Annotated in this window: 18 protein-coding genes and 2 pseudogenes; 6 read left to right on the top strand and 14 right to left on the bottom strand. The window is 66.2% G+C overall.

Annotated elements, in window-relative coordinates; genetic code table 11:
- Positions 1-54: 54 nt before the first annotated feature.
- Both lepB and QFZ33_RS03015 read right to left on the bottom strand, forming a co-directional pair.
- Complete coding sequence (lepB, locus tag QFZ33_RS03020) at positions 55-516, bottom strand: signal peptidase I (RefSeq protein WP_307031637.1); 462 nt, start codon at positions 514-516, stop codon at positions 55-57.
- Positions 517-617: 101 nt separating this feature from the next.
- Positions 618-2222, bottom strand: a complete 1605-nt coding sequence (locus QFZ33_RS03015) for a multicopper oxidase family protein (RefSeq protein WP_307024714.1) — start codon at positions 2220-2222, stop codon at positions 618-620.
- Positions 2223-2582: 360 nt separating this feature from the next.
- Here QFZ33_RS03015 and QFZ33_RS03010 point away from each other — a divergent pair, with 360 nt between their 5' ends.
- The gene (locus tag QFZ33_RS03010; protein WP_307024712.1) at positions 2583-4727 is read left to right on the top strand and encodes a VCBS repeat-containing protein; all 2145 of its coding nucleotides are present in this window, start codon (positions 2583-2585) and stop codon (positions 4725-4727) included.
- Positions 4728-4820: 93 nt separating this feature from the next.
- Here the strand turns inward: QFZ33_RS03010 and QFZ33_RS03005 are convergent, their stop codons facing one another.
- Together QFZ33_RS03005 and QFZ33_RS03000 are read right to left on the bottom strand one after the other, a co-directional pair.
- Positions 4821-5498 carry an O-methyltransferase gene (locus tag QFZ33_RS03005; protein WP_307024710.1) on the bottom strand — a complete coding sequence of 226 codons (678 nt, stop codon included), beginning with the start codon at positions 5496-5498 and terminating at the stop codon, positions 4821-4823.
- 62 nt (positions 5499-5560) lie between these two features.
- Positions 5561-5896, bottom strand: a complete 336-nt coding sequence (locus QFZ33_RS03000) for a thiamine-binding protein (protein ID WP_102972890.1) — start codon at positions 5894-5896, stop codon at positions 5561-5563.
- A gap of 112 nt (positions 5897-6008) precedes the next feature.
- On the opposite strand from QFZ33_RS03000, the gene QFZ33_RS02995 reads away from it, so the two are divergent.
- Positions 6009-6629: a TetR/AcrR family transcriptional regulator gene (locus QFZ33_RS02995; protein ID WP_307024708.1), complete on the top strand. Its 621-nt coding sequence runs from the start codon at positions 6009-6011 to the stop codon at positions 6627-6629.
- Between the two features lie 183 nt (positions 6630-6812).
- Positions 6813-7067, top strand: a complete 255-nt coding sequence (locus tag QFZ33_RS02990; protein ID WP_307024707.1) for a hypothetical protein — start codon at positions 6813-6815, stop codon at positions 7065-7067.
- Between the two features lie 86 nt (positions 7068-7153).
- Here the strand turns inward: QFZ33_RS02990 and QFZ33_RS02985 are convergent, their stop codons facing one another.
- From QFZ33_RS02985 to QFZ33_RS02970, 4 genes are all read right to left on the bottom strand, one after another.
- Positions 7154-7819 carry an SIS domain-containing protein gene (locus QFZ33_RS02985; protein WP_307024705.1) on the bottom strand — a complete coding sequence of 222 codons (666 nt, stop codon included), beginning with the start codon at positions 7817-7819 and terminating at the stop codon, positions 7154-7156.
- A 94-nt stretch (positions 7820-7913) separates the two neighbouring features.
- A complete protein-coding gene (locus tag QFZ33_RS02980) occupies positions 7914-8225 on the bottom strand; it encodes an AzlD domain-containing protein (RefSeq protein WP_236806363.1) in 312 nt (103 codons plus the stop codon).
- Complete coding sequence (locus tag QFZ33_RS02975; RefSeq protein ID WP_307024703.1) at positions 8222-8998, bottom strand: AzlC family ABC transporter permease; 777 nt, start codon at positions 8996-8998, stop codon at positions 8222-8224. The genes QFZ33_RS02980 and QFZ33_RS02975 overlap by 4 nt, the downstream gene beginning before the upstream one ends.
- 12 nt (positions 8999-9010) lie before the next feature.
- Positions 9011-9940, bottom strand: a complete 930-nt coding sequence (locus QFZ33_RS02970; protein WP_307024701.1) for a glycerophosphodiester phosphodiesterase family protein — start codon at positions 9938-9940, stop codon at positions 9011-9013.
- Between the two features lie 50 nt (positions 9941-9990).
- Between QFZ33_RS02970 and QFZ33_RS02965 the strand changes: the two genes are divergently transcribed.
- Complete coding sequence (locus QFZ33_RS02965) at positions 9991-11352, top strand: DUF445 domain-containing protein (RefSeq protein WP_307024699.1); 1362 nt, start codon at positions 9991-9993, stop codon at positions 11350-11352.
- Positions 11353-11364: 12 nt separating this feature from the next.
- On the opposite strand, the pseudogene QFZ33_RS02960 reads toward QFZ33_RS02965, so the two are convergent.
- From QFZ33_RS02960 to QFZ33_RS02950, 3 genes and pseudogenes are all read right to left on the bottom strand, one after another.
- Positions 11365-12115, bottom strand: a pseudogene (locus QFZ33_RS02960) (LamB/YcsF family protein).
- Positions 12099-12935, bottom strand: coding sequence for a hypothetical protein (locus tag QFZ33_RS02955; RefSeq protein ID WP_307031635.1), 837 nt, complete (start codon positions 12933-12935; stop codon positions 12099-12101). The pseudogene QFZ33_RS02960 and the gene QFZ33_RS02955 overlap by 17 nt, the downstream one beginning before the upstream one ends.
- A 111-nt stretch (positions 12936-13046) precedes the next feature.
- Complete coding sequence (locus QFZ33_RS02950) at positions 13047-13637, bottom strand: hypothetical protein (protein ID WP_307024697.1); 591 nt, start codon at positions 13635-13637, stop codon at positions 13047-13049.
- A gap of 61 nt (positions 13638-13698) precedes the next feature.
- Between QFZ33_RS02950 and QFZ33_RS02945 the strand changes: the two are divergent.
- Positions 13699-15008 (top strand): annotated as a pseudogene (locus tag QFZ33_RS02945) (MFS transporter).
- A gap of 23 nt (positions 15009-15031) precedes the next feature.
- Here QFZ33_RS02945 and QFZ33_RS02940 read toward each other — a convergent pair.
- The 3 genes from QFZ33_RS02940 to QFZ33_RS02930 form a co-directional block, all read right to left on the bottom strand.
- Positions 15032-17401 (bottom strand): glycoside hydrolase family 65 protein, encoded by a 2370-nt coding sequence (locus QFZ33_RS02940; RefSeq protein ID WP_307024695.1) that lies wholly within the window; start codon positions 17399-17401, stop codon positions 15032-15034.
- Positions 17402-17488: 87 nt separating this feature from the next.
- Entirely contained in the window at positions 17489-18235 is a 747-nt protein-coding gene (locus QFZ33_RS02935; protein WP_214845932.1) for an HAD family hydrolase, read from the bottom strand.
- 629 nt (positions 18236-18864) lie between these two features.
- Positions 18865-19482, bottom strand: coding sequence for an alpha/beta hydrolase (locus QFZ33_RS02930; protein WP_307024691.1), 618 nt, complete (start codon positions 19480-19482; stop codon positions 18865-18867).
- Between the two features lie 172 nt (positions 19483-19654).
- Here QFZ33_RS02930 and QFZ33_RS02925 point away from each other — a divergent pair, with 172 nt between their 5' ends.
- Complete coding sequence (locus tag QFZ33_RS02925; RefSeq protein ID WP_236806352.1) at positions 19655-19912, top strand: DUF6458 family protein; 258 nt, start codon at positions 19655-19657, stop codon at positions 19910-19912.
- Positions 19913-20012 lie beyond the last annotated feature (100 nt).

The following is a 20012-nucleotide window of genomic DNA, read 5'->3' as shown; positions in this document are numbered from 1 at the left end:
ATTCCCAGCATACTTATCTTTCGGGCAGGGGTCTTTGTGGCACGGGCATGTGCCCTAGCGGCCGGAGGGCCAGAGTACCGTTGCCTGCAGCGCTTCCAACGGCACGCTTCCGTAGGCCCGTGAATCGATGGAGCCCGCCCGGTTGTCACCCAGGACGAAGACGTGCCCGGCCGGCACCGTGACCGGGCCAAAGTAGGTGCCGTCGATGCGGCTGTGGTCGATGCCCGGCTCGGCCTGCGGAACCCCGTCCACCACCAGCACCGAATCCTCGATGGCAACGGTCTGGCCCCCTAAGGCAATGGCCCGTTTGACAGCAGGGCTCCCGTCCTCCGGACTCGTGAACACCACCAAGTCTCCGGCTTTGGGCGAACCGAGCGCCGGCCCGGGTTTGAACATCAGCACCGTGCTGCCCTTGGGCAGTGCCGGCTCCATGCTTTCCGAACTGACCGTCACGGGCTCCACCAGCCACAGGCGCGAGGCCAGCAGGACAGCGCCGAGCAGCACCGCCGTCGTGATTGTCCTCCCCCGAAAGCCCTGCCGGGGCGATCCGGCAGGACTCTCGGCGACGGCTACGCTTTCGGGGACCGTCCGGGACTTTGGGTCGGCCCTGTGCGCCGCTAGCCGTCCCATTGGGGCAGCGCCGCCGTCATGGGGTCGTTGGGATCGTTGTCATCTTCCTTCAGCCCCACCCGGAACTGCACCATCATGTCGTGGTCCTCATGCGGCAGGTTATGGCAGTGCACCATGTAGCGTCCCAGGTGCGGACCGAACTTCATGAGCAGGCGGACCGTCTCGCCCTCACCCACGTAAACGACATCCTTGGGCCCGAGCTCCTGGGGAAGAGGCGCCCGGCCGTTGCGGCTGAGGATCTTGAAGTCCACGAGGTGGATGTGCACCGGGTGGAACCAGCCGCCGGACCTGTTCTCGATTTCCCACACCTCGACGGCGTCCAGGTCAACGTCCGCAGCGACCTTCTTGTAGCCGCTGGCTATGACGTCCTGCCAGCTGTCGTCGTCGATGGTCCACATGTTGGTGACGTCGTTCCGCTTGACCCGGAACTTCCGGACCTTGGTGGCCTGCTTCTCGGTCATCGCCATGACCTCGTTCGCGGGTGCCAGCAGTGCTGGAACCGTGTTCCAGGTCGGGTCGCTGGTGTTGACCGCGTCCTCAGTGACGTCGAAGGCCATCACCTTGTTCGTGAAGTCGTAGTCAACGTTGTTCGGGTTGGACAGGTTGCGCAGCTCGATCCGCTGGCCGGTCTTGTACTTGCGGAAATCGATGAGCACCTCGTAACGCTCTGCCCCGGCATGGCGGTAGTTGGCCACCTTCTGCGGTGTGGGGACCAGGCCGCCGTCGGTGCCCACGATTATCAGCGGATCGCCGGTGCTCAGCGTCAGTCGTACTGAGCGGGAAATGCTGCAGTTCAACACCCGGAAGCGGTAAATGCGCTTCTGGACCTTCATGACCGGCCACGGCTTGCCGTTAACCAGGATGACGTCCCCCCACAGGCCTGAGTGGGTGTTGTCGTCATATCCCAAGGCGCCGCTGGCCGCGAACATCGCGTCGGAAATGATGAGCGGCACGTCGAAGTCGCCCTGCGGGAGCAACTGCCGCTCCATCGGGTCGTGCATGTGGTACTGGGCGACCAGGCCGGAGTACGCGTTCTGCGCCGTGAAGTGCACCCCGTGGTCGTGGTACCAAAGCGTGCGGGCGGGCTGGAAGTTCGGGTAGTGGTAGTCCTTGAAGAATCCTGGATGCGTGACGTCACTGGCGTACCCGTCGAACTGTGGCAGTGAGGCTGAACCGTGCAGATGCGTGGACGTGGCGAGCACGTGGCCATCGTTCGGGTGAGTTGCGGGGAGCTGGTTCCGGACCCGCACCACTGCCTTAGTGCCCTGGTCCACGCTGATCGTGGGGCCGGGGAAAATCCCGTTGTAGCCCAGGATTGGGGTCTTGAGCCGCGGCAGAATGGACGCCATGCCGGCCATCTCGGTCACGGTGTAGTAGTTGACAGGTTTGCCATCAGCAGGGTCCACCCCCGTCCTGTCCGGCGCGAGTTCCGGGGGCTTCACGAAAGCGGACTGAAACGGCTTGGGCATCTCTGCGCTGCTCAGCCGGCTAACAGACTTGGCCTCCACCTCGCCCCGCGGGAGTGAAAGCACACCCGCTCCGACGGCGCCGAGGCCACCCAGCAGCAAAACATTTCGTCTGGACACGGTCATTACCGGGCCTCCTTCCGATAGGGATGGTTCGAGACCGGTTGGGATGCTTCAAGGATGTCCCGGCGTGGTTGGGAAAAGCCGGACCGGGCTGGGAAGGGTGGGGGTTCGAAGGGAGCACCCCCAATTGGGCCCCCTCAAATCGATGGTCTAACTCCGCTGCTCCACCGGAAGTCCGCACCATCCCGGCCGCAGGCGGGGCTGTAACGCGAGCTTTGGCTGGCGCGGACCCCCGCATCCCACCGGCTTTATCCGACTTTTATCCAAGGTGCAGCATCCACTGTTGGTGCAGCCGGGAACGCATCCCCGACTTGGCCTTGAAGGTACTGGGGGCCACGAATCGAGTGTCCACAAGGAGTCTCAATGTTTTCTCAATCTGCACGGCCAAAGATGCCTGACGGAGCCAAGCGCTCCGGGGCAGCGCACCGCAAGTCCACCACCACCGCCGGCCGCATTGCCCCGGCCGTCGCCGGCGCCCTCCTCGCCGCCGCCCTGTCGCCCCTCGCCGCTGTTCCAGCCAACGCTGAAACCGCTGGGATGGGCCCGGTTGACTCCACAGGGTTCCCCACCTGGTATTCGGACGGCTCAGTCCGGCTGCAGCTCTGCTACCAGGCGGGCCAGGGCTGCCTCTCTGAACCTCCGAACCCGGACCAGCCAGCGTCCTACCCGAACAACTTCCCGGAGGAGGCTTTCTGGTTTTCCGCGGACGCGGCGGTCGGAACGATCGGCAGCTATGAGGCCGCCTTGGAAGCGGCACACGTCAACGGTCCCGTCGTGCCTGGCGAGCAAATGGGCTTTGCCCGCCTGCGGTTCCGTTTTGACGGCCTGCGGCCCAATGCGCAGTACACCGTTACGCACCCCTACGGGACTGACACGTTCACGGCTGACGCCGTGGGGAGCATCAACGAGACGACCGACGCCGGCGCTTGCGCACCCACTGACACGGTTGCCTGCGACTGGGCCGGCGTCGGCGCCGCCTTCCTGGGCGACTTCGGCCGGGGGACCACGGCATCGTTCCTCCGCCAGGTGAACGCCCCGGCCGGCAGGCTCGGCGATATCAACACCGCAGGACCTGTCACGGGCGCCCCCTCGGGCAGCAACTCCGTGACGGTCGCCGGCCCTGACGCGGGCGGCCCGGGCGTCAATACCGTCACCCAGAGCAACTTCACCGTCCAGGGCCTCATCGCGACCGACTCTGTTGGGGGCCCGAATGCGCCTGACCTGGCTGCAGCCAGTGACAGCGGCCGCTCCAACTCCGACAACATCACGAACGTGACCGCGCCTACGATCACGGGCACGCTGCCGGCGGGAACCGCGGGCCCCGTTCAGCTGATCGTGGACAATGGCGCCCCGAGGGCTGCCACCCTCACCGGTTCCACCTACTCCCTGAAGCTGGCCCCACTGGCCCAGGGGCCCCACGCAATACAGGCGGTCGCCGGTGGACTGAATTCCGGGACCCTCAACTTCACCGTGGACACCACGGCTCCGGCCGTTGCGGTGACGGCGCCTTTCCCGTCAACACCCAGCCTGGACAACACGCCGTCGTTGAGCTTCAGCAGCAGTGACCCCCAGGCCAGGTTCGAATGCCGGCTGCAGCCCACCAACCAGGCCTGGGACCCCAGCTGCGCCTCGCCGAGAACCTGGGACGCACAGGTCAACGGGTTCTACACCTTTGGCGTCCGCGCCACGGATGCAGCGGGCAACGTCGCTATTACCAGCCGTAACGTGCGCATCGGTACGGGCACCGGTGTCACAAGCGTCTCGCAGGACTTCAACGGCGACGGGCGTGCTGACCTGGTGGCCCGCGACTCCAGCGGGGTCCTCTGGACCTACCTGGGCAACGGCTCGGGTACCTTCCCGACCCGCACCAGGGTCGGGGCCGGCTGGAGCTCCATGAACTCCATCAGCGCCACCGGGGACCTCACCGGCGACGGGCGTGCTGACCTGGTGGCCCGTGACTCCAGCGGGGTCCTCTGGACCTACCGCGGAAGCGGCTCCGGCACGTTCCCGACGAGGATTCGGGTCGGAACAGGCTGGAACTCCATGAAGAACATCAGCGCCGCCGCTGACCTCAACGGCGACGGGCGGAATGACCTGCTGGCAGTCGACTCCGGCGGCGTCCTCTGGAGCTACGCCGGCAACAATGCGGGTACCTTCCCGTCCCGTATCAGGGCCGGCGGGGGTTGGAACGGCATGGCCATTAGCGCTGCTGGCGACCTCAACCGTGACGGCAAGGCTGACCTGGTTGCCCGGGACTCCGGGGGGATTCTGTGGTCCTACCTTGGCAACGCTGCTGGCGCATTCCCAACGCGGGTCAGCGCCGGTGCAGGCTGGAACACCATGAACGCCATCAGCGGCGCCGCAGATCTCAACGGAGACGGACGCGACGACCTCGTAGCCCGGGACACCAGCGGAGTTCTCTGGTCCTACATGGGTAACGGCGCCGGAGCGTTCCCGAACCGGGTCAGGGTCGGCGGTGGCTGGCACATCATGAGCGCACTCAGCTAACTGCTGAAGTACCGCCACTAAAATAGCACCGCCCTCGTACATCCAGTGCGAGGGCGGTGCCTATTTTGTGTGGCGGCCTAACGCACGGTGCAGTTAGCGGATTATGGCCAGCGCGAAGCCGTCCCAACCCTTGGACCCCACGGTCTGGATGACAGTGGCGTCCAGCCGGCTGTCCTCCCCCATCATCTTCAGCGCGCCGATGATTCCGGGGGCGTTGACTTCGTCCAGGGACGGGTCCAGCGCAACGCCCTCCCACACGACGTTGTCCATCACGATGCTCGTTCCGCCCCTGCCCAGCCGCACTGCCCACTCCAGGTACTGCGGGTTGTTTTCCTTGTCCGCATCGATGAAGACGAAGTCGAACGGCTCGGCTCCTTCGGCTTCGAGGGCCGCGAGCGTGTCCAGCGCCGCGCCTATCCGGATCTCCACCTTGTGGCCCACGCCGGCCGCGTCCACGTTGGCCCGGGCCACTTCGGCATGTTTCGGGAGGTATTCGCATGTCACCAGCCGGCCGTCGTCGGGCATGCCCTGGGCCATCCAAATGGTGCTGAAGCCAGCCAGCGTGCCGATCTCCAGCACCCTGCGGGCACCGGACGCCGTCACCAGCAGCTTCAACAGCTTTCCTGCGTTCGGTGTCACCTCGATCGGCGGCATCCCCGCCTCTTCGGCGGACCGGACGGCGCGCTGGACGGCATCGTCGGGGTGGACGACGACGTCTGACAGGTACTCTTCTACGGCCGCCCACTCGGGCCGCGGCTTGTGCTCAAACATGGGCACAGTCTTCCAGTAAGCGCCCGGCCGGGCTAGGCTGCCGCGGCCAATCGTCCTGGCCGTCAGTCGCCCTGGATCAGGGCACCCTCCAGGCGCTCGACCTTCGCGGTGAGCTCACCGGAATAGCCCGGCCGGATGTCGGCCTTGATCACCAGGGACACCCTGCTGCCGAATTTCCCCACGGCCTCGGTGGCGCGCCTGACCACGTCGAACACCTCATCCCATTCACCCTCGATAGTGGTGAACATGGAGTCCGTCTTGTTGGGCAGCCCGGATTCCCTGACAATCTTGACGGCGGCAGCTACGGCGTCGTGCACGGAGGCATCCCCGGCACCCGCCGCGGCGTAGGCGGGATCTGCGGGAATTCCGGAAGGAGCGACTGAAAATGCAAGCAACATGCGTCCAGTCTGACATGGCGGAATCCGCCGCCCGGACCGTGTCCTGTGTCATATTCGGCGCTACCAACGGGTAACGGAGTCAGGCTGACACTGCGTTGCTAACCTTGATTTTATGAACCTCGCCGTAGAGCGCAAGCCCCTTCGTGCTGACGCTGCACGCAATGTGGACAAGATCATTAACGCCGCCCGCGAGTGTTTCCGGCAGTACGGGCCGGACGTTCCGCTGCAGACCATTGCCGCCACCGCGGGAGTGGGTCCGGCGACGCTGTTCCGGAATTTCTCGGACAAGGAGCAGTTGGTTTTGGCGGCCCTCAACCGCCAGCTGAGGCTCAACGTGGACCCGGTTATCGATGTCGCCCTGGCTGGCACCGATGCGGCCGAGGGCCTGTTCCGGGTCATCGACGCCGTGATGACCGCGGCCAGTGACAACGCCAACCTGCTGGGGGCCGTGGCCGGGCGGCGGGATTTGCTCACCGGCATCACCGGAAGCCTGATTGAGTCCGTTGGCGTGCTCCTGGACCGCGGCCAGGACCAGGGCACGCTGCGGGTGGACATCTCACTGACAGACATGGTGCGGCTGCTGGCAATGCTGATCGGGGTGGTCGACACCATGGAACCCGGATCTGACGCCTGGCGCCGGCCGGCCGCCCTTGTCGAGGACGCCATCCGCGCGGAACGTCCCACCAGGTCGCTGCCTCCGCAGGTGCCGCTCCCGGCGGCACAGTTCGAGTAGGCGGCAAAGTTCGGGCAGCAGGCGAGTTCGAGCAGCCGGGCTGTGCCGGAAGGAGGATCGGCGCCGGAAGAAGACGCGTCATATTCCGTACACCGGGTCAGCACAGTAAGCTATGCACACCGGTGGGTTAGGAAGTCAGCCTCGGGCATTTTCATATACGGAGAACACCATGTCATTCCTTGCATGTGGTCAACTCAGGCCGGCCGTGTCATCATGAACCGCTCACAGCTCGCACACTTCATGAACCACTCAACGGATCCTGAAATAACTCTGATGGCTGCCACCACGGACGAACTCGGCATCCTCGTTGACGCGCTCTACCGCAACTTGGATACCCCGGCCCCCGTGTACGGCGCACAAGACTGGTACGACCTCGCCACCGAGGAGCTCGCCAGGCGGTCCGCGCCTGCTTCCCCGGACGCCCGCGGAGTTGCCTAGTCCCAAACCGTTACCTAGGCCCAACCCGGTAAGGGGCCTATACCGGCGCTTCGGGTGCGGCGCTTCGGCTCACTTGGGCTTCGGAGTCACCGGCCCGGCTCAGGCCGGGCGGACAACGCGTGCAGGGCCGCAGCCAGGCATTCACTCATCGCTTGCAGCGCGATCAGTTGCGCTTCCCGGACTTGGGGCTTGGGAGCGTTGATGCAAATTGCTTCATCGGCGGCCTGGGCCAGGGGGTTGGGGGCCGCGCCCGTGACAGCCCAGACGGTGGCTCCGGCGGCCCTCGCCGCCGCCACCGCCTCCAGCAGTGCATGCCGGTGCCCACTGGCTGAGACCGCAAGGAGAACGTCGTCGGAACGGATGTGGGCCCGCACCTGACTGGCAACCTCTTCCGCATGCCCCTGTGCAATCTCGACGGCACTGACGGATGCGGCGCTTGCTGCCGCACCTGGCCGCAGGGCAATGACGGAAAACGGCTGGCGGTCACCGGCGTGGCGCCCCAGCAGTTCCGCGGTGAATTGCTGCACCTCGGCCGCCGAACCGGCACTTCCTGCCGTGACCAGGCGGTTCCCCGAAACCAGGCGGCGGGCAAGTTCCTCGCCCCAGCCGGCCAGCCGCGACGATTCGTTCCGCAGGCAGGCCACCGCAGGTCCCACCTGCCGCAGGTGCTCGAGGACGATGTCCACCGGGGCTTTTATTTCGAACGGCGCGTCCGTGGCACGGGTGCGGGACAGTCTGCTGACGGCCTTCATATTTACAACTCCTCTACATTTAGAGCATACAACGGCTGTGATGGACATCACTCAGAACTGTTCCGGCTGCCTGCAGGGAGTTTAACTCGCTGTTTCAGTTCCAGCCGGCCAGCCGGAGCAAGGCAGCGGCTCCGGCCCCCGCCAGCACAACAACCAGGAAGGGCGCCCGGAGGAACAGGGCCGCAGCGGCGGCGGCCAAGGCGCCCAGCCGGGCATCGAGCACCAGTGCCTGCCCAGTAGCCAAGGTGTTGACGATCGTCAGGGACGCCAGCAACCCGATGGTCATGGTTCCTGCGATCCGGGACATTCTGGGGTTCTGCAGCAGGCTGGCCGGCAGAAGGTAGCCCACCAGCTTCCATGCGTAGGCGAAGAGGCAGGCCAGCAGCAACCACACCCACAGACTCATTTGGCACCTCCGGCGTTGGTCCCGCTGCCCGTGTGGTGGCTGGGATGCCGCTCTGTGTAGGGGTCGATATCCGGTTCGAGCCCTTCGTCCCGGCGGCCGTGGCTGAGCCAGCCGATAACGGCGGCCACCACTGCGGCAATCAGGATGGGGACGCCTGCCGGGACAAACGGTACGGCAAGAACCGTTGCCAGGGCACAGACGACGGCGATCGCCACCGGTTCCCCGCCCTTCAGCCGCGGCCACAGCAGGCCGAGGAACGCCGCGACGGCTGCACCGTCGAGCCCCCACTGCTTCGGATCTCCCAGCGCGCTTCCGGCCAGGGCACCCGCCGCAGTGAAGACGTTCCACAGTATGAAGATCCCGATGCCCGCGGCCCAGAAGCCCCTTCGCTGCTCGTCAGAATCCGCCTGCCCCGTGCTTGTGGCCGTGGACTCGTCGATGGTCAGCTGGGCGGCGGCGTACCGGCGCCACCCCCGCGGCCGGAGCAGCACATTGAGCTGCATGCCATAGATTCCGTTTCGCATCCCCAGCAGGGTGGCGGCCCCCATGGCCGCGAGACCCGAGCCGCCGCCGGCGACCACCCCGATGAACGCAAACTGGGAGCCGCCGCTAAAAAGCAGGAAGCTCAGTGCCATGGTCTGCCAGAAGTCCAAGCCCGAGGTCACGGAGAGCGCACCGAAGGACACCCCGTACAGGCCGGTGGCGATGCTGATGGACAGGCCAACACGGACCGCAGGGGAACGCAGGAGTTTCGGGGGCCAGGTGATGGGCATGCCACCACTCAATCACAGCGGCGGCTGTGATTGAGTGGCGCCGGAGCTTGCTGCCAAGGCTGGTTGCTGGAGCTGGGCCAGCACCTGCGCCGGCCGGTTGGTGGTGATCTCCTGGATGCCCAGCCCCCGGCACAGCGCCACGTCATTTTCAGAGTCCACAGTCCAGACCCGGAAGCGGCGGCCGGAATTCCGCCAGCGCCGCACGGTGTCTGGATGCCGGCGCACGTAGTCGATGCCCGGCCCGGCCATGCCTGCTTCGCCGCCGTCGAGAATCCGTTCCCCCTCCAGCTGTGCAGCCTTCATCACGTTGGCGACCGCGCTGCCCGTGAAAGGCCCCAAACCCAGTTCCTCGCGGATTCCGATGACGTTCACGTCGTCCACAAGCTGGCAGACGAACTCCGCGGGGACGGCCTTGCGCAGGTGCCTGACCGAGTCGGGGCTGAAGCTCATGAAGGTCACCCGGATGTTGCCCAGCCTGGATGTCTTGGCGTCCCATCCTTCCGTCCGCAGCACCTGCAGCACCCTGTCCTCCAGCTTCAGCTGGTAGGGGCTGGGATGCTTCAGCTCGATGGCCAGCCCGACGTCCCGCCCGGCAGCCCGGAGCAGGTCCAGCAGGTCCGGCATCGTCAGGAACTGTTCGGACCTGGGCCCGTAGGCCTCCGGGATCCGGGCACCCTTCCAGGATGAAAAGTCCAGCAGCCGCAACTGGTCGACGGTCCGTTCGGCCACGGGACCGGTGCCGTCCGAGGTCCGGTCCAGGTTGGAATCATGCAGCAGGACGACGTGCTGATCGCGGGTGAGGTGCACATCGCACTCCACGCCATCCGCGCCGTCCGCGAGCGCGCGAAGATAGGCGGCACGGGTGTGCTCAGCGAAATCCGCGCTCGCACCCCGGTGGGCGTAGACCAGGGGACGGGTTGGGGCTGACTCGTCGGCTGTCATGGTCACACGTTAGCCGACCTCGGCCGCCAAAGCCGGGCTAGGCTTGGCACATGCAGGTGAACTCTGAGCCAACCACCCAGCTGGCGTCTCCCCCAAGCGAGGCCACCCGTGATCGTCCGGGAGAGGACCGGCCCGCTCCGGCGCGCCCCGCCGTCATACGGCAGCTCACAGCGGGCGACGCCGAAAAGGCGGCTGCACTCCGGAAGATGAAACTGGTGGCGTTGTGCCTCCTCATTGCCATGGCTGTGGTGTTCGTCGTCGCGTTCGCGCTGCAAAAGCAGTACCCGTGGCTGGAGTACGTCCGGGCCGCGGCGGAAGGCGGCATGGTGGGCGCCCTGGCCGACTGGTTCGCAGTGACGGCCCTGTTCCGCTACCCCATGGGGCTGAAAATCCCGCATACCGCCATCATTCCGCGACGCAAGGACCAGATCGGCGCATCCCTGGGCGAGTTCGTGGAGACCAACTTCCTCTCCGAACAGGTGGTCCAGGACAAGCTGGCCAGCATCAACATCGCCGGCAAAGTGGGCGGCTGGCTGTCAGGGCCGGGCGGCGCCGAGCGAGTGGCCAAGGAGGGCGCCGCCGTCATCCGTGGCACGTTCAAAGTGCTGAACGACGACGACGTCCAGGCCGTCATCGAGGGAATGGTCCGCAAGCACCTCCTGGCTCCGCCGTGGGGACCGCCCGTGGGACGCATGGCCGAGCGGATCTTCGCCGACGGGCACCACCACAAGCTGGTGGACCTCCTCGTGGACCGGGCAGCGGACTGGGTGGCGTCCAACCACCAGATGGTCAGCCGGCTCGTCACGGAGCGCTCCCCGCAGTGGGTGCCCAGCTTCGTGGACGGCCTCGTGGGGGACAAGGTCTACATCGAGCTGCTGAAATTCACGCGTGCGGTCCAGGACGACCAGCAGCACCAGGTCCGGCTGTCCATCGACAAGTACCTGACGGACCTTGCCCAGGATTTGCAGCACGATCCCGTCATGATCGCCCGCGCGGAGGGCATCAAGGCGCAGGTGCTCGGCGACCCGGAGGTCCGGGAACTCGCGTCCCGGACCTGGGCGACCATCAAGGGCGCGCTGCTCGCCGCCGTCGACGATCCGGATAGCGAACTGACGGTGAAGTTCAAGGCGGCCGTCCGCGATTTCGGCAGCCGGCTGGTCAACGACGAAGAGCTGGCAGGCAAGGTCAACGCCTGGATCGGCGATGCCGCCGGCTATTTGGTCCGCACCTACCGGTCAGACATCGCCGGGGTGATCACGGATACGGTGTCCCGCTGGGACGCCGAGGAAACGTCGCAGAAGATCGAACTCCAGGTGGGCAAGGACCTGCAGTTCATCCGGATCAACGGCACAGTGGTGGGCTCGCTCGCCGGGCTCGCCATCTTCACGGTGGCCCATCTGACGTTCGGCTGACGGGCTGCGCCCTCAGGCGAACGGCGTCAGTTCGACTCCGTTTTCCTCAAGACCTGCCCGGACGGCGGCAGCCATTTCCACGGCCCCTGGGGTGTCACCATGGATGCACAGCGAATCGGGGTCGACCCGGACCACGGTCCCGTCCACCGCCACTACCTCGCCCTTGAGCGCCAGGCGAACTGCCCGCTCAACGATCGGCCCGACGTCGTGCAGCACGGCACCTTCCTGCGAGCGCGGCACCAGTGTTCCGTCCGGCAGGTAGGCGCGGTCCACAAACGCCTCACGGAAAACAGGATGCCCCGCGTCCTGGGCCTGCTTCAGCAGCTCGGACCCCGGAAGCCCCAGTATGGGCAGGGCCGGGATCGTAGGCCTGGATGGCTGCCACCAGCGCGGCAGCCTGCTCGGCGTCGTGGAACGCCCGGTTGTAAAGGGCGCCGTGCGGCTTGACGTAGTCCACCGTGGCGCCCACCGCGTGGGCAACCCCGTCCAGTGCACCGAGCTGGTACAGGACGTCGCCGAACAGCTCGTCGAAGGACATGTCCAGGGAGCGGCGTCCGAAGCCGGCGAGGTCCCGGTAGCCGACGTGGGCGCCGACCGTGACATCCAGTTCATAGGCGGCGCGGCAGCTGTCCAGCATCGTCACGGGGTCCCCGGCATGAAAGCCGCAAGCCACGTTGGCGCTGGTGATGAGCTCGAACATGGCCGCGTCATCACCCATGGTCCAGGAGCCGAAGGACTCCCCGAGGTCAGCGTTCAGATCCACCCGTACCACCTTCCGTTGTGCCAGGTTCCAGTCTGCCACGTTCCAACGAGGGGCCTGCCGTTTCGACAGGGTTGAGCTCCCCCGGCACAGTGTCCGGCATCGGCCCGAAGGCCTCTTTTGCGTTCGCCACGACGGTGCGGCCCATCATGAGGTTTCCCGCGCCGCCCACTACCGCTCCTATCCCGAACGGCAGCGCACGTCCGAACAGGGCGGTTCCCTGCCTCCTGAGCAGATTCCGCAGGAAGGCCTTCTGGATGCGCTCGCGGATGAAACCGGCCCCGGACAACGACATCCTGCCCGCCAGCACGTTTCCCCAGGCCTGGCTGGCACCCTTACCCCTGCCCATGGCCTGGCCGCTGAGCGAACCAAGCAGCGCGGTCCCCTCCTCGCCGAGCATCACGGCCATCACCAGGGTGCTGGCCTTCTCCGGGTCGGTCATCCGGATCCCGTGAAGTTCGGCCAGCGAGGTGGCGTAGAGGGCTGTCGCCTCGAGGAAGCCAACCGTGGCGGCGGCGGAGAGCCCCAGCGACGCCACGGTGCCGACTCCGGGAACGACGGCAGTGGCCCCCACCAGCGCTCCCCCGCCGGTCACGGCCCGAAGATAGTCGCGTTCAAGGATGTCAGCGAGCTGGGCGGCGGATGCCCGCGGATTGCGGCGCTGGAGCCGGCGGATGTTCGCCACTACCAGCGGACGCTGGATCTCCACGGCCCGCAGCAGCAGGTTGTGGACTCCGGGCTTGGGTTTGCCGTGATCGTCGAACACGGCGTTGTGGGCTGTTTCCTGCGCGATTCTCATCGCGGGATTGCGTCGCGTGGCCATCATCACCTCTACGTCGGAACAACAGGCAGCGGATACCGCCGTCTAGCCTTAACACTAGGCCACACACCAACATACCAAGCATGCTGATCACCCTGTCGCTGATCCAGGCCGTCACATCGACCAGGACTCGGCCACCGCCATGTACGCGGAGGAGGAAGGCCCGCGCGGTCCGGGGTAGACCGTCGCGGCACCGGGCCATTCGACGCCGAACTCGGAGAGTTTGCCCCCGCTGCAGGGGTGGTAGACGTTGCTCATCGAGGCGCTGGCGGGACCAAGCTGGAAGTCGGGCGCGGAGAACTGCCGCCGGTCCAGAACCCCGGAGATTTCGAGGGCGGCCCGCCGCCCGGTCGCCCGGAACCCGCGTTCAAGGTCCAGTTCGACGTCGAACTCGTCCTGGGTGTGGCTGACCCCGGCGAGCGGAAAGCGCGCGGCCTCCGGAAAGAAGCGCGTCAGTTCGGTGGCGAGGGACGAGGCGAAGGATTCGTTGGAGCCGTAGCTGCGCCAGCCCTGGAGCGTGGCCACCATAAGGACCGTTCCGGTTCCCCACCGGGACCAGTCAGCCACCCAGAACGAAGCAAAGCAACTGGCGGGTTCGCCTGCAATATGGACGCCTTTCCGGTCCACCGGGTGCAGGGCAAGGCCAAAGTTTGCGCCGATCAGCGCCACATTGCGCCGCCCCGGCCTGGCCGGTGTGTTCCCCATGGCTAGAGCCTATCCCGCCGGGCACGTTCCTCCCGGCAGAGGCTAGGCCTAAGATTGCCGTGTGCCCCTCCCCCGCGCGCTTCGACCCTTTTCCCACCGTGAATACCGTGTGCTGATCCGTGCCCTGGCCATATCCATCTTCGGCTCGGGCATGTGGGCCGTGGCCATGGTCTACCAGGTCATCCACATCGGCGGCGGCCCGCTTGAACTGTCCCTCGTGGCCGCCGCAGGCAGCGTGGGGCTCGTGGCGTTCGTTCTTGCCGGCGGCATCGCAGCGGACCGCGTTCCGCAACGGCTGCTGATCATCGCCGTCGAGGGAACCAACCTTGCCGTGATCGCAACCGTCAGCGGGCTGGCGATGGCAGGCTGGCTTCAGCTCTGGCACCTGGTGGCTGGTGCCTTCATCCTTGGTGTGGGGGCCGCGTTCTTCTTCCCGGCCTACTCCGCGATTCTGCCGCGGATCCTGCGCCGGAGGACCTGCTGGCGGCCAACGGTATGGAAGGGACCCTGCGTCCCACGCTTCAGCAGGCGGCCGGTCCTGCTGTGGCAGGCGTCGTCGTGGCCGCACTGTCGCCGTCCCACGCCGTGACCGGCGTGGCCGTGTGCCACCTGCTGGCGTTCATCATCCTGAACTTCCTCGGCCAGCACGCCCTGCAGGCCCCCGGGAACGGTTCGGAGCATGCGGACAGGGAGGTTCCGAAGGACGGCGCCGCCAAGGCACCAGCTAAGACCTCTCTCTTCTCCGACCTCCGCGAGGGCGTCAGCTACACGGTCCGGACGCCGTGGCTCCTCTGGACTCTGCTGTGGGCCTGCATTTCGGTGCTGTTCCTGATCGGGCCCATCGAAGTGCTCCTGCCCTTCGTGATCCGGGACCAGTTGGGCGGCGACAGCCGCATGTTCGGCTTCCTGCTGGCAGTTATGGGAGTGGGCAGCGCCGTGGCCTCCCTGGTCACGGCGTCAGTCCGGCTCCCGCGCCGCTACCTGACCGTCATGATGGTGTGCTGGGGAGCGGGCACCTTGCCGCTGGCGGCGGTGGGGCTCATGGATAATTTCTGGCTGCTGGCGCTGGCACTTTTCATTTTCGGCGCCACAGGCAGTGTGGGCATGGTCATCTGGGGAACACTGCTGCAGCGGCGCGTGCCCCCTCACCTGCTTGGGCGGGTTTCCAGCCTGGACTTCTTTGTGTCCCTGGCGCTGGCAGGTCCCGCCGCCTCCGTGCTCCCGATCTGGCTCATCTTCCTCGTGGCGGGCGGGGTGTGCCCGGTCATGGCGGTGGCAGCCCTGCTGGTGGCCCGGATGTCAGCGGATGAAATCGCTCATCCGCTCGACCGCCTGGGCCCCCTGCCCACCGAAGCCGAGGCCACCACCTAGCCGGCAGCCCACCACAAGCCCCGTCACTCGCGTGCGCGTACCACCGGGAGGCTCGCCGTCGGCGGCCCGCTCGGGAACATCGAGGGCTCGGGCACGTGTACAGGATCCAGGGGAACGCGCACTGGCTGGGAAGCCACTGCGAACCGGGCCCCGCGTACGTCGACGTCCAGCGCTTCGCCCCCGAGGACCGTCAGGGTAATGGCGTCGTGATCGAGTTCCACCAGGAGCGGGCGGCCCTGCAGCCTCAGCTGGAAGCGAAGGGTGTCCCATTCCTCGGGCAGCCGCGGATCAAAGAACGGCACGGGCCCCTGGTCGCGGAGCCCTGCGAAGCCGCACACCAATGAGCTCCACACTCCGCCGGTGGAGGCGATGTGGACGCCGTCGATCGTGTTGCCGTGGGAGTTGTCCAGGTCAATGAACACGGCATTCGTGAAGTGCTCCAGGGCAGCCTTGCGGTAACCCACCTCGGCGGCCATGATCCCTTGGACGCACGCCGAGAGCGTGGAGTCCCCCGTGGTGATGGGATCGTAGAAATCGAAGGCCCGGCGCTTTTCCTCGGCCGTGAACTCCTGCCACTGCAGGAACATGGCCAGCACCGTGTCCGCCTGCTTCAGCACCTGGTGGCGGTAGATCACCAGCGGATGGAAGTTCAGCAGCAGCGGGTACTTGGAGCGCGGCGTCGTCCAGTCCCACGGCTCAAGGGTCATGAAGTCGTTGTCCTGCGAGTACACCTGGAAACGCTCATCGAACGGAAGCTGGATCCGCTCTGCGGCCGCCTCCCACAGCTCCCGCTCGGCGTCGTCCACTGCCGGGTGGTTCAGCGCGGCGGCGGCCCGCAGGTTAAACCGTGCCATGACGTTCGTATAGAGGTTGTCGTTCACCACCGCGGTGTACTCGTCCGGCCCCGTCACGCCGTGGATGTGGAACAGGCCGTCCTTGCCGAAGAAGCCCAACGAAACCCACATGCGGGCGGTTTCGATCAGCAGGTCGGCACCCATCCCGGCGCAGAACTCGGAATCCCCGCTGGCCCAGACGTACCTGTTGGTGGCGAAAGCAATGGCAGCGGCGATGTGGAACTGCGCAGTGCCGGCAGCGTAGTACGCGCTTGCTTCCAGGCCGTTAATGGTGCGCCAGGGAAAAAGCGCGCCGTCCACGCTCAGCTCCTTGGCACGGATCTTGGCGTCGGGGAGCATCTCGTGACGGAACTCCAAAACCTGCCGCGCGGCGTCGGGGTTTGAATACGTCAGGTACGGCAGGAGGTAGACCTCCTGGTCCCAGAAGTAGTGCCCGTCGTAGCCCGAGCCGGTGACACCCTTGGCCGGGATACCTGCGACGCCGGCCCTTGCAGTGGCCTGCGCAAGCTGGAAGAGGTTCCAACGGATGGCCTGCTGGAGTTCCGGCTGCCCGCCCACCTGGATGTCGGCGCTGGCCCAGTAGCTGCGGTGGTGCGCCTCGCTTTCGGCGAAGACGTCGCCGACGGGCTTCAGCCCCGCTTCAGCCGCGTCCGCCGGGTCCTCCCCCGCTTCCGCGTCGGCGGCGCCGGGCAGACCCGTCCGGGTACCCCGGGCCACGGCGTAGCTGACGCTCTTTTCGAGCCGGAACGGCTCCTCGGCGGCAATCGCCAACACATAGCGGACGCTGCTGTCGTCCTGGTCCACGAGGGTATCGAACGGCTGGTGGCCGGCGGACGTCCAGTGGTCGACGGCGATCCCCACCCGCTGCTTCGACTCCGCGGCCTCCCATGACAGGCGCAGCGAACCGCCGCCGCCCTCCATCCTGAGGGGCAGCAGGACCCGGCCTGCGTGCCGGCCAGCGCGGCGCGGGTCATGGGCGGAGTGGTCCTCCACCGGCTGGTCCTGCCGGTTGATGACGGACGAGGTGACGTCAGCGGAGACTTCCCGGTCGGCCGAAACCTCCAGGGAGATGCCCAGGCTGCCGCGCGCTTCGAAGCCCACGGCCCGGCGCTCCACCGTGGTCACCGTGGCGCCGGAACGGCACTGCCACACGATGGCGCACTCATAGATGCCGGTGGCGAAGTCCACGGACCGGCGGTAGTCCAGGACAGTGGATTCGGAAAGGCTGAGCATTTCGCCGTCGATGACCACGGTGAAGTTGTTGGCATCCGGAATGTAGAGGATGCGCTGGCCCGTGCGTGCGAAGCCAAAGGCATTCTCGGCGTGTTTGATGTCCCAGATCTCGTGGAACCCGTTGATGAAGCTGCCGGGCAGCGCGGCATCCGCCGCGGCCCAGTGGGCACCCCGGACACCGAGGTGGCCGTTGCCGAGCGCAAAAAGCGTTTCGAGCGTCCCGGCGTCGCCGGGTTCGTGGCTCGTTTCCACGAGCTTCCAGGGATCAATGGGGAAGCGGACGCGGTCAGCGTTGATGAGTGCCATGAGAGGCGTTCCTTAGACGGTCGAAAATGGTGCTGGAAGTTCTGTCGGGGCTGGCGGGACCCCGGTTGCGGCCCTGGGGCTGCGGGACTAGAGAAGTTCCTCGAGGTCGCTGACCACAAGGGTGGCGCCGGCGTCGAGCAGCGTCTGCCGCCCGGCACCGCGGTCCACGCCGATGACCGAATGGAAGCTGCCGGCGCTGCCCGCCTGCACGCCGGACACGGCGTCCTCGACGACGACGCACTGCTCGCTGGGAAGCTCCAGGAGCCGGGCGGCATACTCATAGGTTGCGGGATCCGGCTTGCCGGGCAGCCCTTCCTCGGCGGCCACGACGCCGTCCACGACCACCACGAATCGGTCCGCCAGCCCTGCCGAACGCAGCACCGAAGGGGCGTTCCTTGAGGAGGAGACGACGGCGACCTTCAGTCCGCGGTCCAGCGCGGCTTCCAGGAAACGCACCGATCCCGCATAGGGCTCCACCCCGGCGCTGACAATGTCGTTGAAGATCCTGTTTTTCCGGTTGCCGAGGCCCTGGATTGTGATGTTGTCCGGATGGTCGTCGGCGGGGCCCTCGGGAAGGGTGATGCCGCGGGACGTCAGGAAGTCCCGGACGCCGTCGAACCTTGGCTTGCCGTCGATGTGGTCGAAGTAGTCGCTCTCACGGTACCCGTCCTTTTCGGGGACGGTTTCGAGGTAACCGTCGAACAGCTCCTGCCAGGCGCGCTCGTGGACCACGGCGGTGGGCGTGAGCACGCCGTCCAAGTCGAAGAGGATGGCGGCGGCGCCGGTCCAGCTGTTCGGCCGGCTGCCAGCGCTGGTATTCAGGGTTTCGGTCATGCTTAGTTCCGTGTCCTTTCGGGGGGTCGGACAGCAATATGTTGGGGATTACCAGGAACGTGGTCGCCGGTGACCAAAAGAGTGCGGTGTGCCTGCAGGACCTGCCGCTCCGGGCGCCGCAGCCCGGAAGGTTCCGCTTGGGTGATTCTGCGACGTGAAGGACAGGCCGGCGTTTCGCGCGGACCGGGCTGCGTTGCCCTGGCCGCTAACGGCGGCGTCCCACTGCTTTGCGCGGCCGGTTCGGTTAGGTACAGGCCGGGTTATGTCCGGCGCGTGAATCCGCACAGTTCCGCCACTTGCACCGCGGCGTTGCGGGACAGGCAGAAGGCGTCCGTGCGCGGGCACACTATTTTTTGCCTATGTCCATGATGAGGGCGCAGGCGGTTTAGGGCAAGCCAGCGGAACGTCCCCGCGGGACGGGTGGCGCAAGGATGCATGGCGCGGTTCTGCCCTTTCGAACACTCTGACGTCGTGCGCTGCAAGCCGCCCACCGTCGTGTGGACGCCTGCTGGCCGGGTCCCGGCCGAAGATGACTGTAAGCGCTTGCAGTTTTGCCCCGCAACTGTTTTTAATTCACCCTTGGCGTGCGGGCATTCCCGGGCGGTTCCGCCCCCGCCGGAACCGCCGAATCAGTCCAGGACGTAGTGGCGCAGGAACGCACTGACGTCCACCATCTCGGCCTTGGACATGGCATGGCCCATTCCGGGATATGTCCGCGCCGTGAGTTGGGTATTCGTGTTGAGCCACTCCTCGGTATAGGCGGTAGCGTCCCCGTTGATCACGAGGTCGGCCTTGTCCCTGCCCCAGAAGAACGGCGGCCGCTCGTCAAAGGACTCACTGAGCGCCAGCAGGTCGTTATTCAGCACAAATCCGGAAAGCCCCACCACTGCCGGGAAGTCCTGCGGCCGCAGGCGCAGGAGCGTGCTCGCCATGGCCATCCCCTGCGAATAGCCCAGCAGGCTCACGCTGGTGTGGAGCGGCCTGGCTGAGTCGATCCAGGAGAACACGGAATTGGCGGCCGCGATGACGTCGGCAAAATCGTTGGTCAGGAAATAGTCCAGCAGGAACCAGCCGTAGCCGTTCGCGATTGGCATGGGTGCCCGCAGCGCGGCGCAGGTGAATTCCTTGGGCAGATAGTCGAAGAGATTAACCATCCTGGATTCGTCGGTGCCGTAGCCGTGCATCATTACCAGCAGCGGCGTGCCGGCACGCTCCTCCTCCGGCTTGGACCATACAACCGTCTCCATCCGATCAGCCTAGCGAGTCCTCGGAAAGCCCGCCCGCCGCTGACCTGCGCATTTGATTGAAACCGGAGTTACCGGGATGTAGCCTGACGCTTGACAGCATGCTTAGCAAATGGGGCACCGCCAACCGCACGAACCAGGGTTGCGAGAAGTCCGCGAACGCAAGGAGCAAGTCATGAGAATCGGTTCCTCCATCTTCCTTATTGCCCTCGGCGCCATCCTCGCCTGGGCCATCACGCCGGGCCTTATCCCCAATGTGGATCTGACACTGATCGGCTACATCCTGATGGCCGTCGGCGTCATTGGCCTCATCGCCTCGCTGGTCATTGCTTCCCCGGGCAGGAGCCGCCGCGTCAGCGAGACACGCTCCGTCGTGGATCCCAACACGGGCGAGAGGATCACCCGGAACGAAAGCCGCGACAACGGCCTTTAGCGCGGCGCGGAAACGAACAGGCAGCAGTGAACGCACCAGTCAGCGCCGGACCGGACCTTCGGGTCGGGTCCGGCGCTTTTGGTTTTCTGTGGCTTTTCGT

This window comes from Arthrobacter globiformis, from assembly GCF_030815865.1.
Classification (GTDB): Bacteria; Actinomycetota; Actinomycetes; order Actinomycetales; family Micrococcaceae; genus Arthrobacter; species Arthrobacter globiformis_B.
This window is presented reverse-complemented; position numbering and strand designations above follow the sequence as displayed.

Coding starts and splice junctions, on each gene's coding strand:
- QFZ33_RS02985 (WP_307024705.1), bottom strand. CDS start 7,819: ATGAAGGCCGTCAGCAGACTGTCCCGCACCCGTGCCACGGACGCGCCG.
- QFZ33_RS03005 (WP_307024710.1), bottom strand. CDS start 5,498: ATGTTTGAGCACAAGCCGCGGCCCGAGTGGGCGGCCGTAGAAGAGTAC.
- QFZ33_RS02950 (WP_307024697.1), bottom strand. CDS start 13,637: ATGGGGAACACACCGGCCAGGCCGGGGCGGCGCAATGTGGCGCTGATC.
- QFZ33_RS02935 (WP_214845932.1), bottom strand. CDS start 18,235: ATGACCGAAACCCTGAATACCAGCGCTGGCAGCCGGCCGAACAGCTGG.
- QFZ33_RS02965 (WP_307024699.1), top strand. CDS start 9,991: ATGCAGGTGAACTCTGAGCCAACCACCCAGCTGGCGTCTCCCCCAAGC.
- QFZ33_RS02980 (WP_236806363.1), bottom strand. CDS start 8,225: ATGAGTCTGTGGGTGTGGTTGCTGCTGGCCTGCCTCTTCGCCTACGCA.
- QFZ33_RS02995 (WP_307024708.1), top strand. CDS start 6,009: ATGAACCTCGCCGTAGAGCGCAAGCCCCTTCGTGCTGACGCTGCACGC.
- QFZ33_RS02930 (WP_307024691.1), bottom strand. CDS start 19,482: ATGGAGACGGTTGTATGGTCCAAGCCGGAGGAGGAGCGTGCCGGCACG.
- QFZ33_RS02975 (WP_307024703.1), bottom strand. CDS start 8,998: ATGCCCATCACCTGGCCCCCGAAACTCCTGCGTTCCCCTGCGGTCCGT.
- QFZ33_RS02925 (WP_236806352.1), top strand. CDS start 19,655: ATGAGAATCGGTTCCTCCATCTTCCTTATTGCCCTCGGCGCCATCCTC.
- QFZ33_RS03000 (WP_102972890.1), bottom strand. CDS start 5,896: ATGTTGCTTGCATTTTCAGTCGCTCCTTCCGGAATTCCCGCAGATCCC.
- QFZ33_RS02955 (WP_307031635.1), bottom strand. CDS start 12,935: ATGGCCACGCGACGCAATCCCGCGATGAGAATCGCGCAGGAAACAGCC.
- QFZ33_RS03010 (WP_307024712.1), top strand. CDS start 2,583: ATGTTTTCTCAATCTGCACGGCCAAAGATGCCTGACGGAGCCAAGCGC.
- QFZ33_RS02990 (WP_307024707.1), top strand. CDS start 6,813: ATGTGGTCAACTCAGGCCGGCCGTGTCATCATGAACCGCTCACAGCTC.
- QFZ33_RS03015 (WP_307024714.1), bottom strand. CDS start 2,222: ATGACCGTGTCCAGACGAAATGTTTTGCTGCTGGGTGGCCTCGGCGCC.
- QFZ33_RS02940 (WP_307024695.1), bottom strand. CDS start 17,401: ATGGCACTCATCAACGCTGACCGCGTCCGCTTCCCCATTGATCCCTGG.
- QFZ33_RS02970 (WP_307024701.1), bottom strand. CDS start 9,940: ATGACAGCCGACGAGTCAGCCCCAACCCGTCCCCTGGTCTACGCCCAC.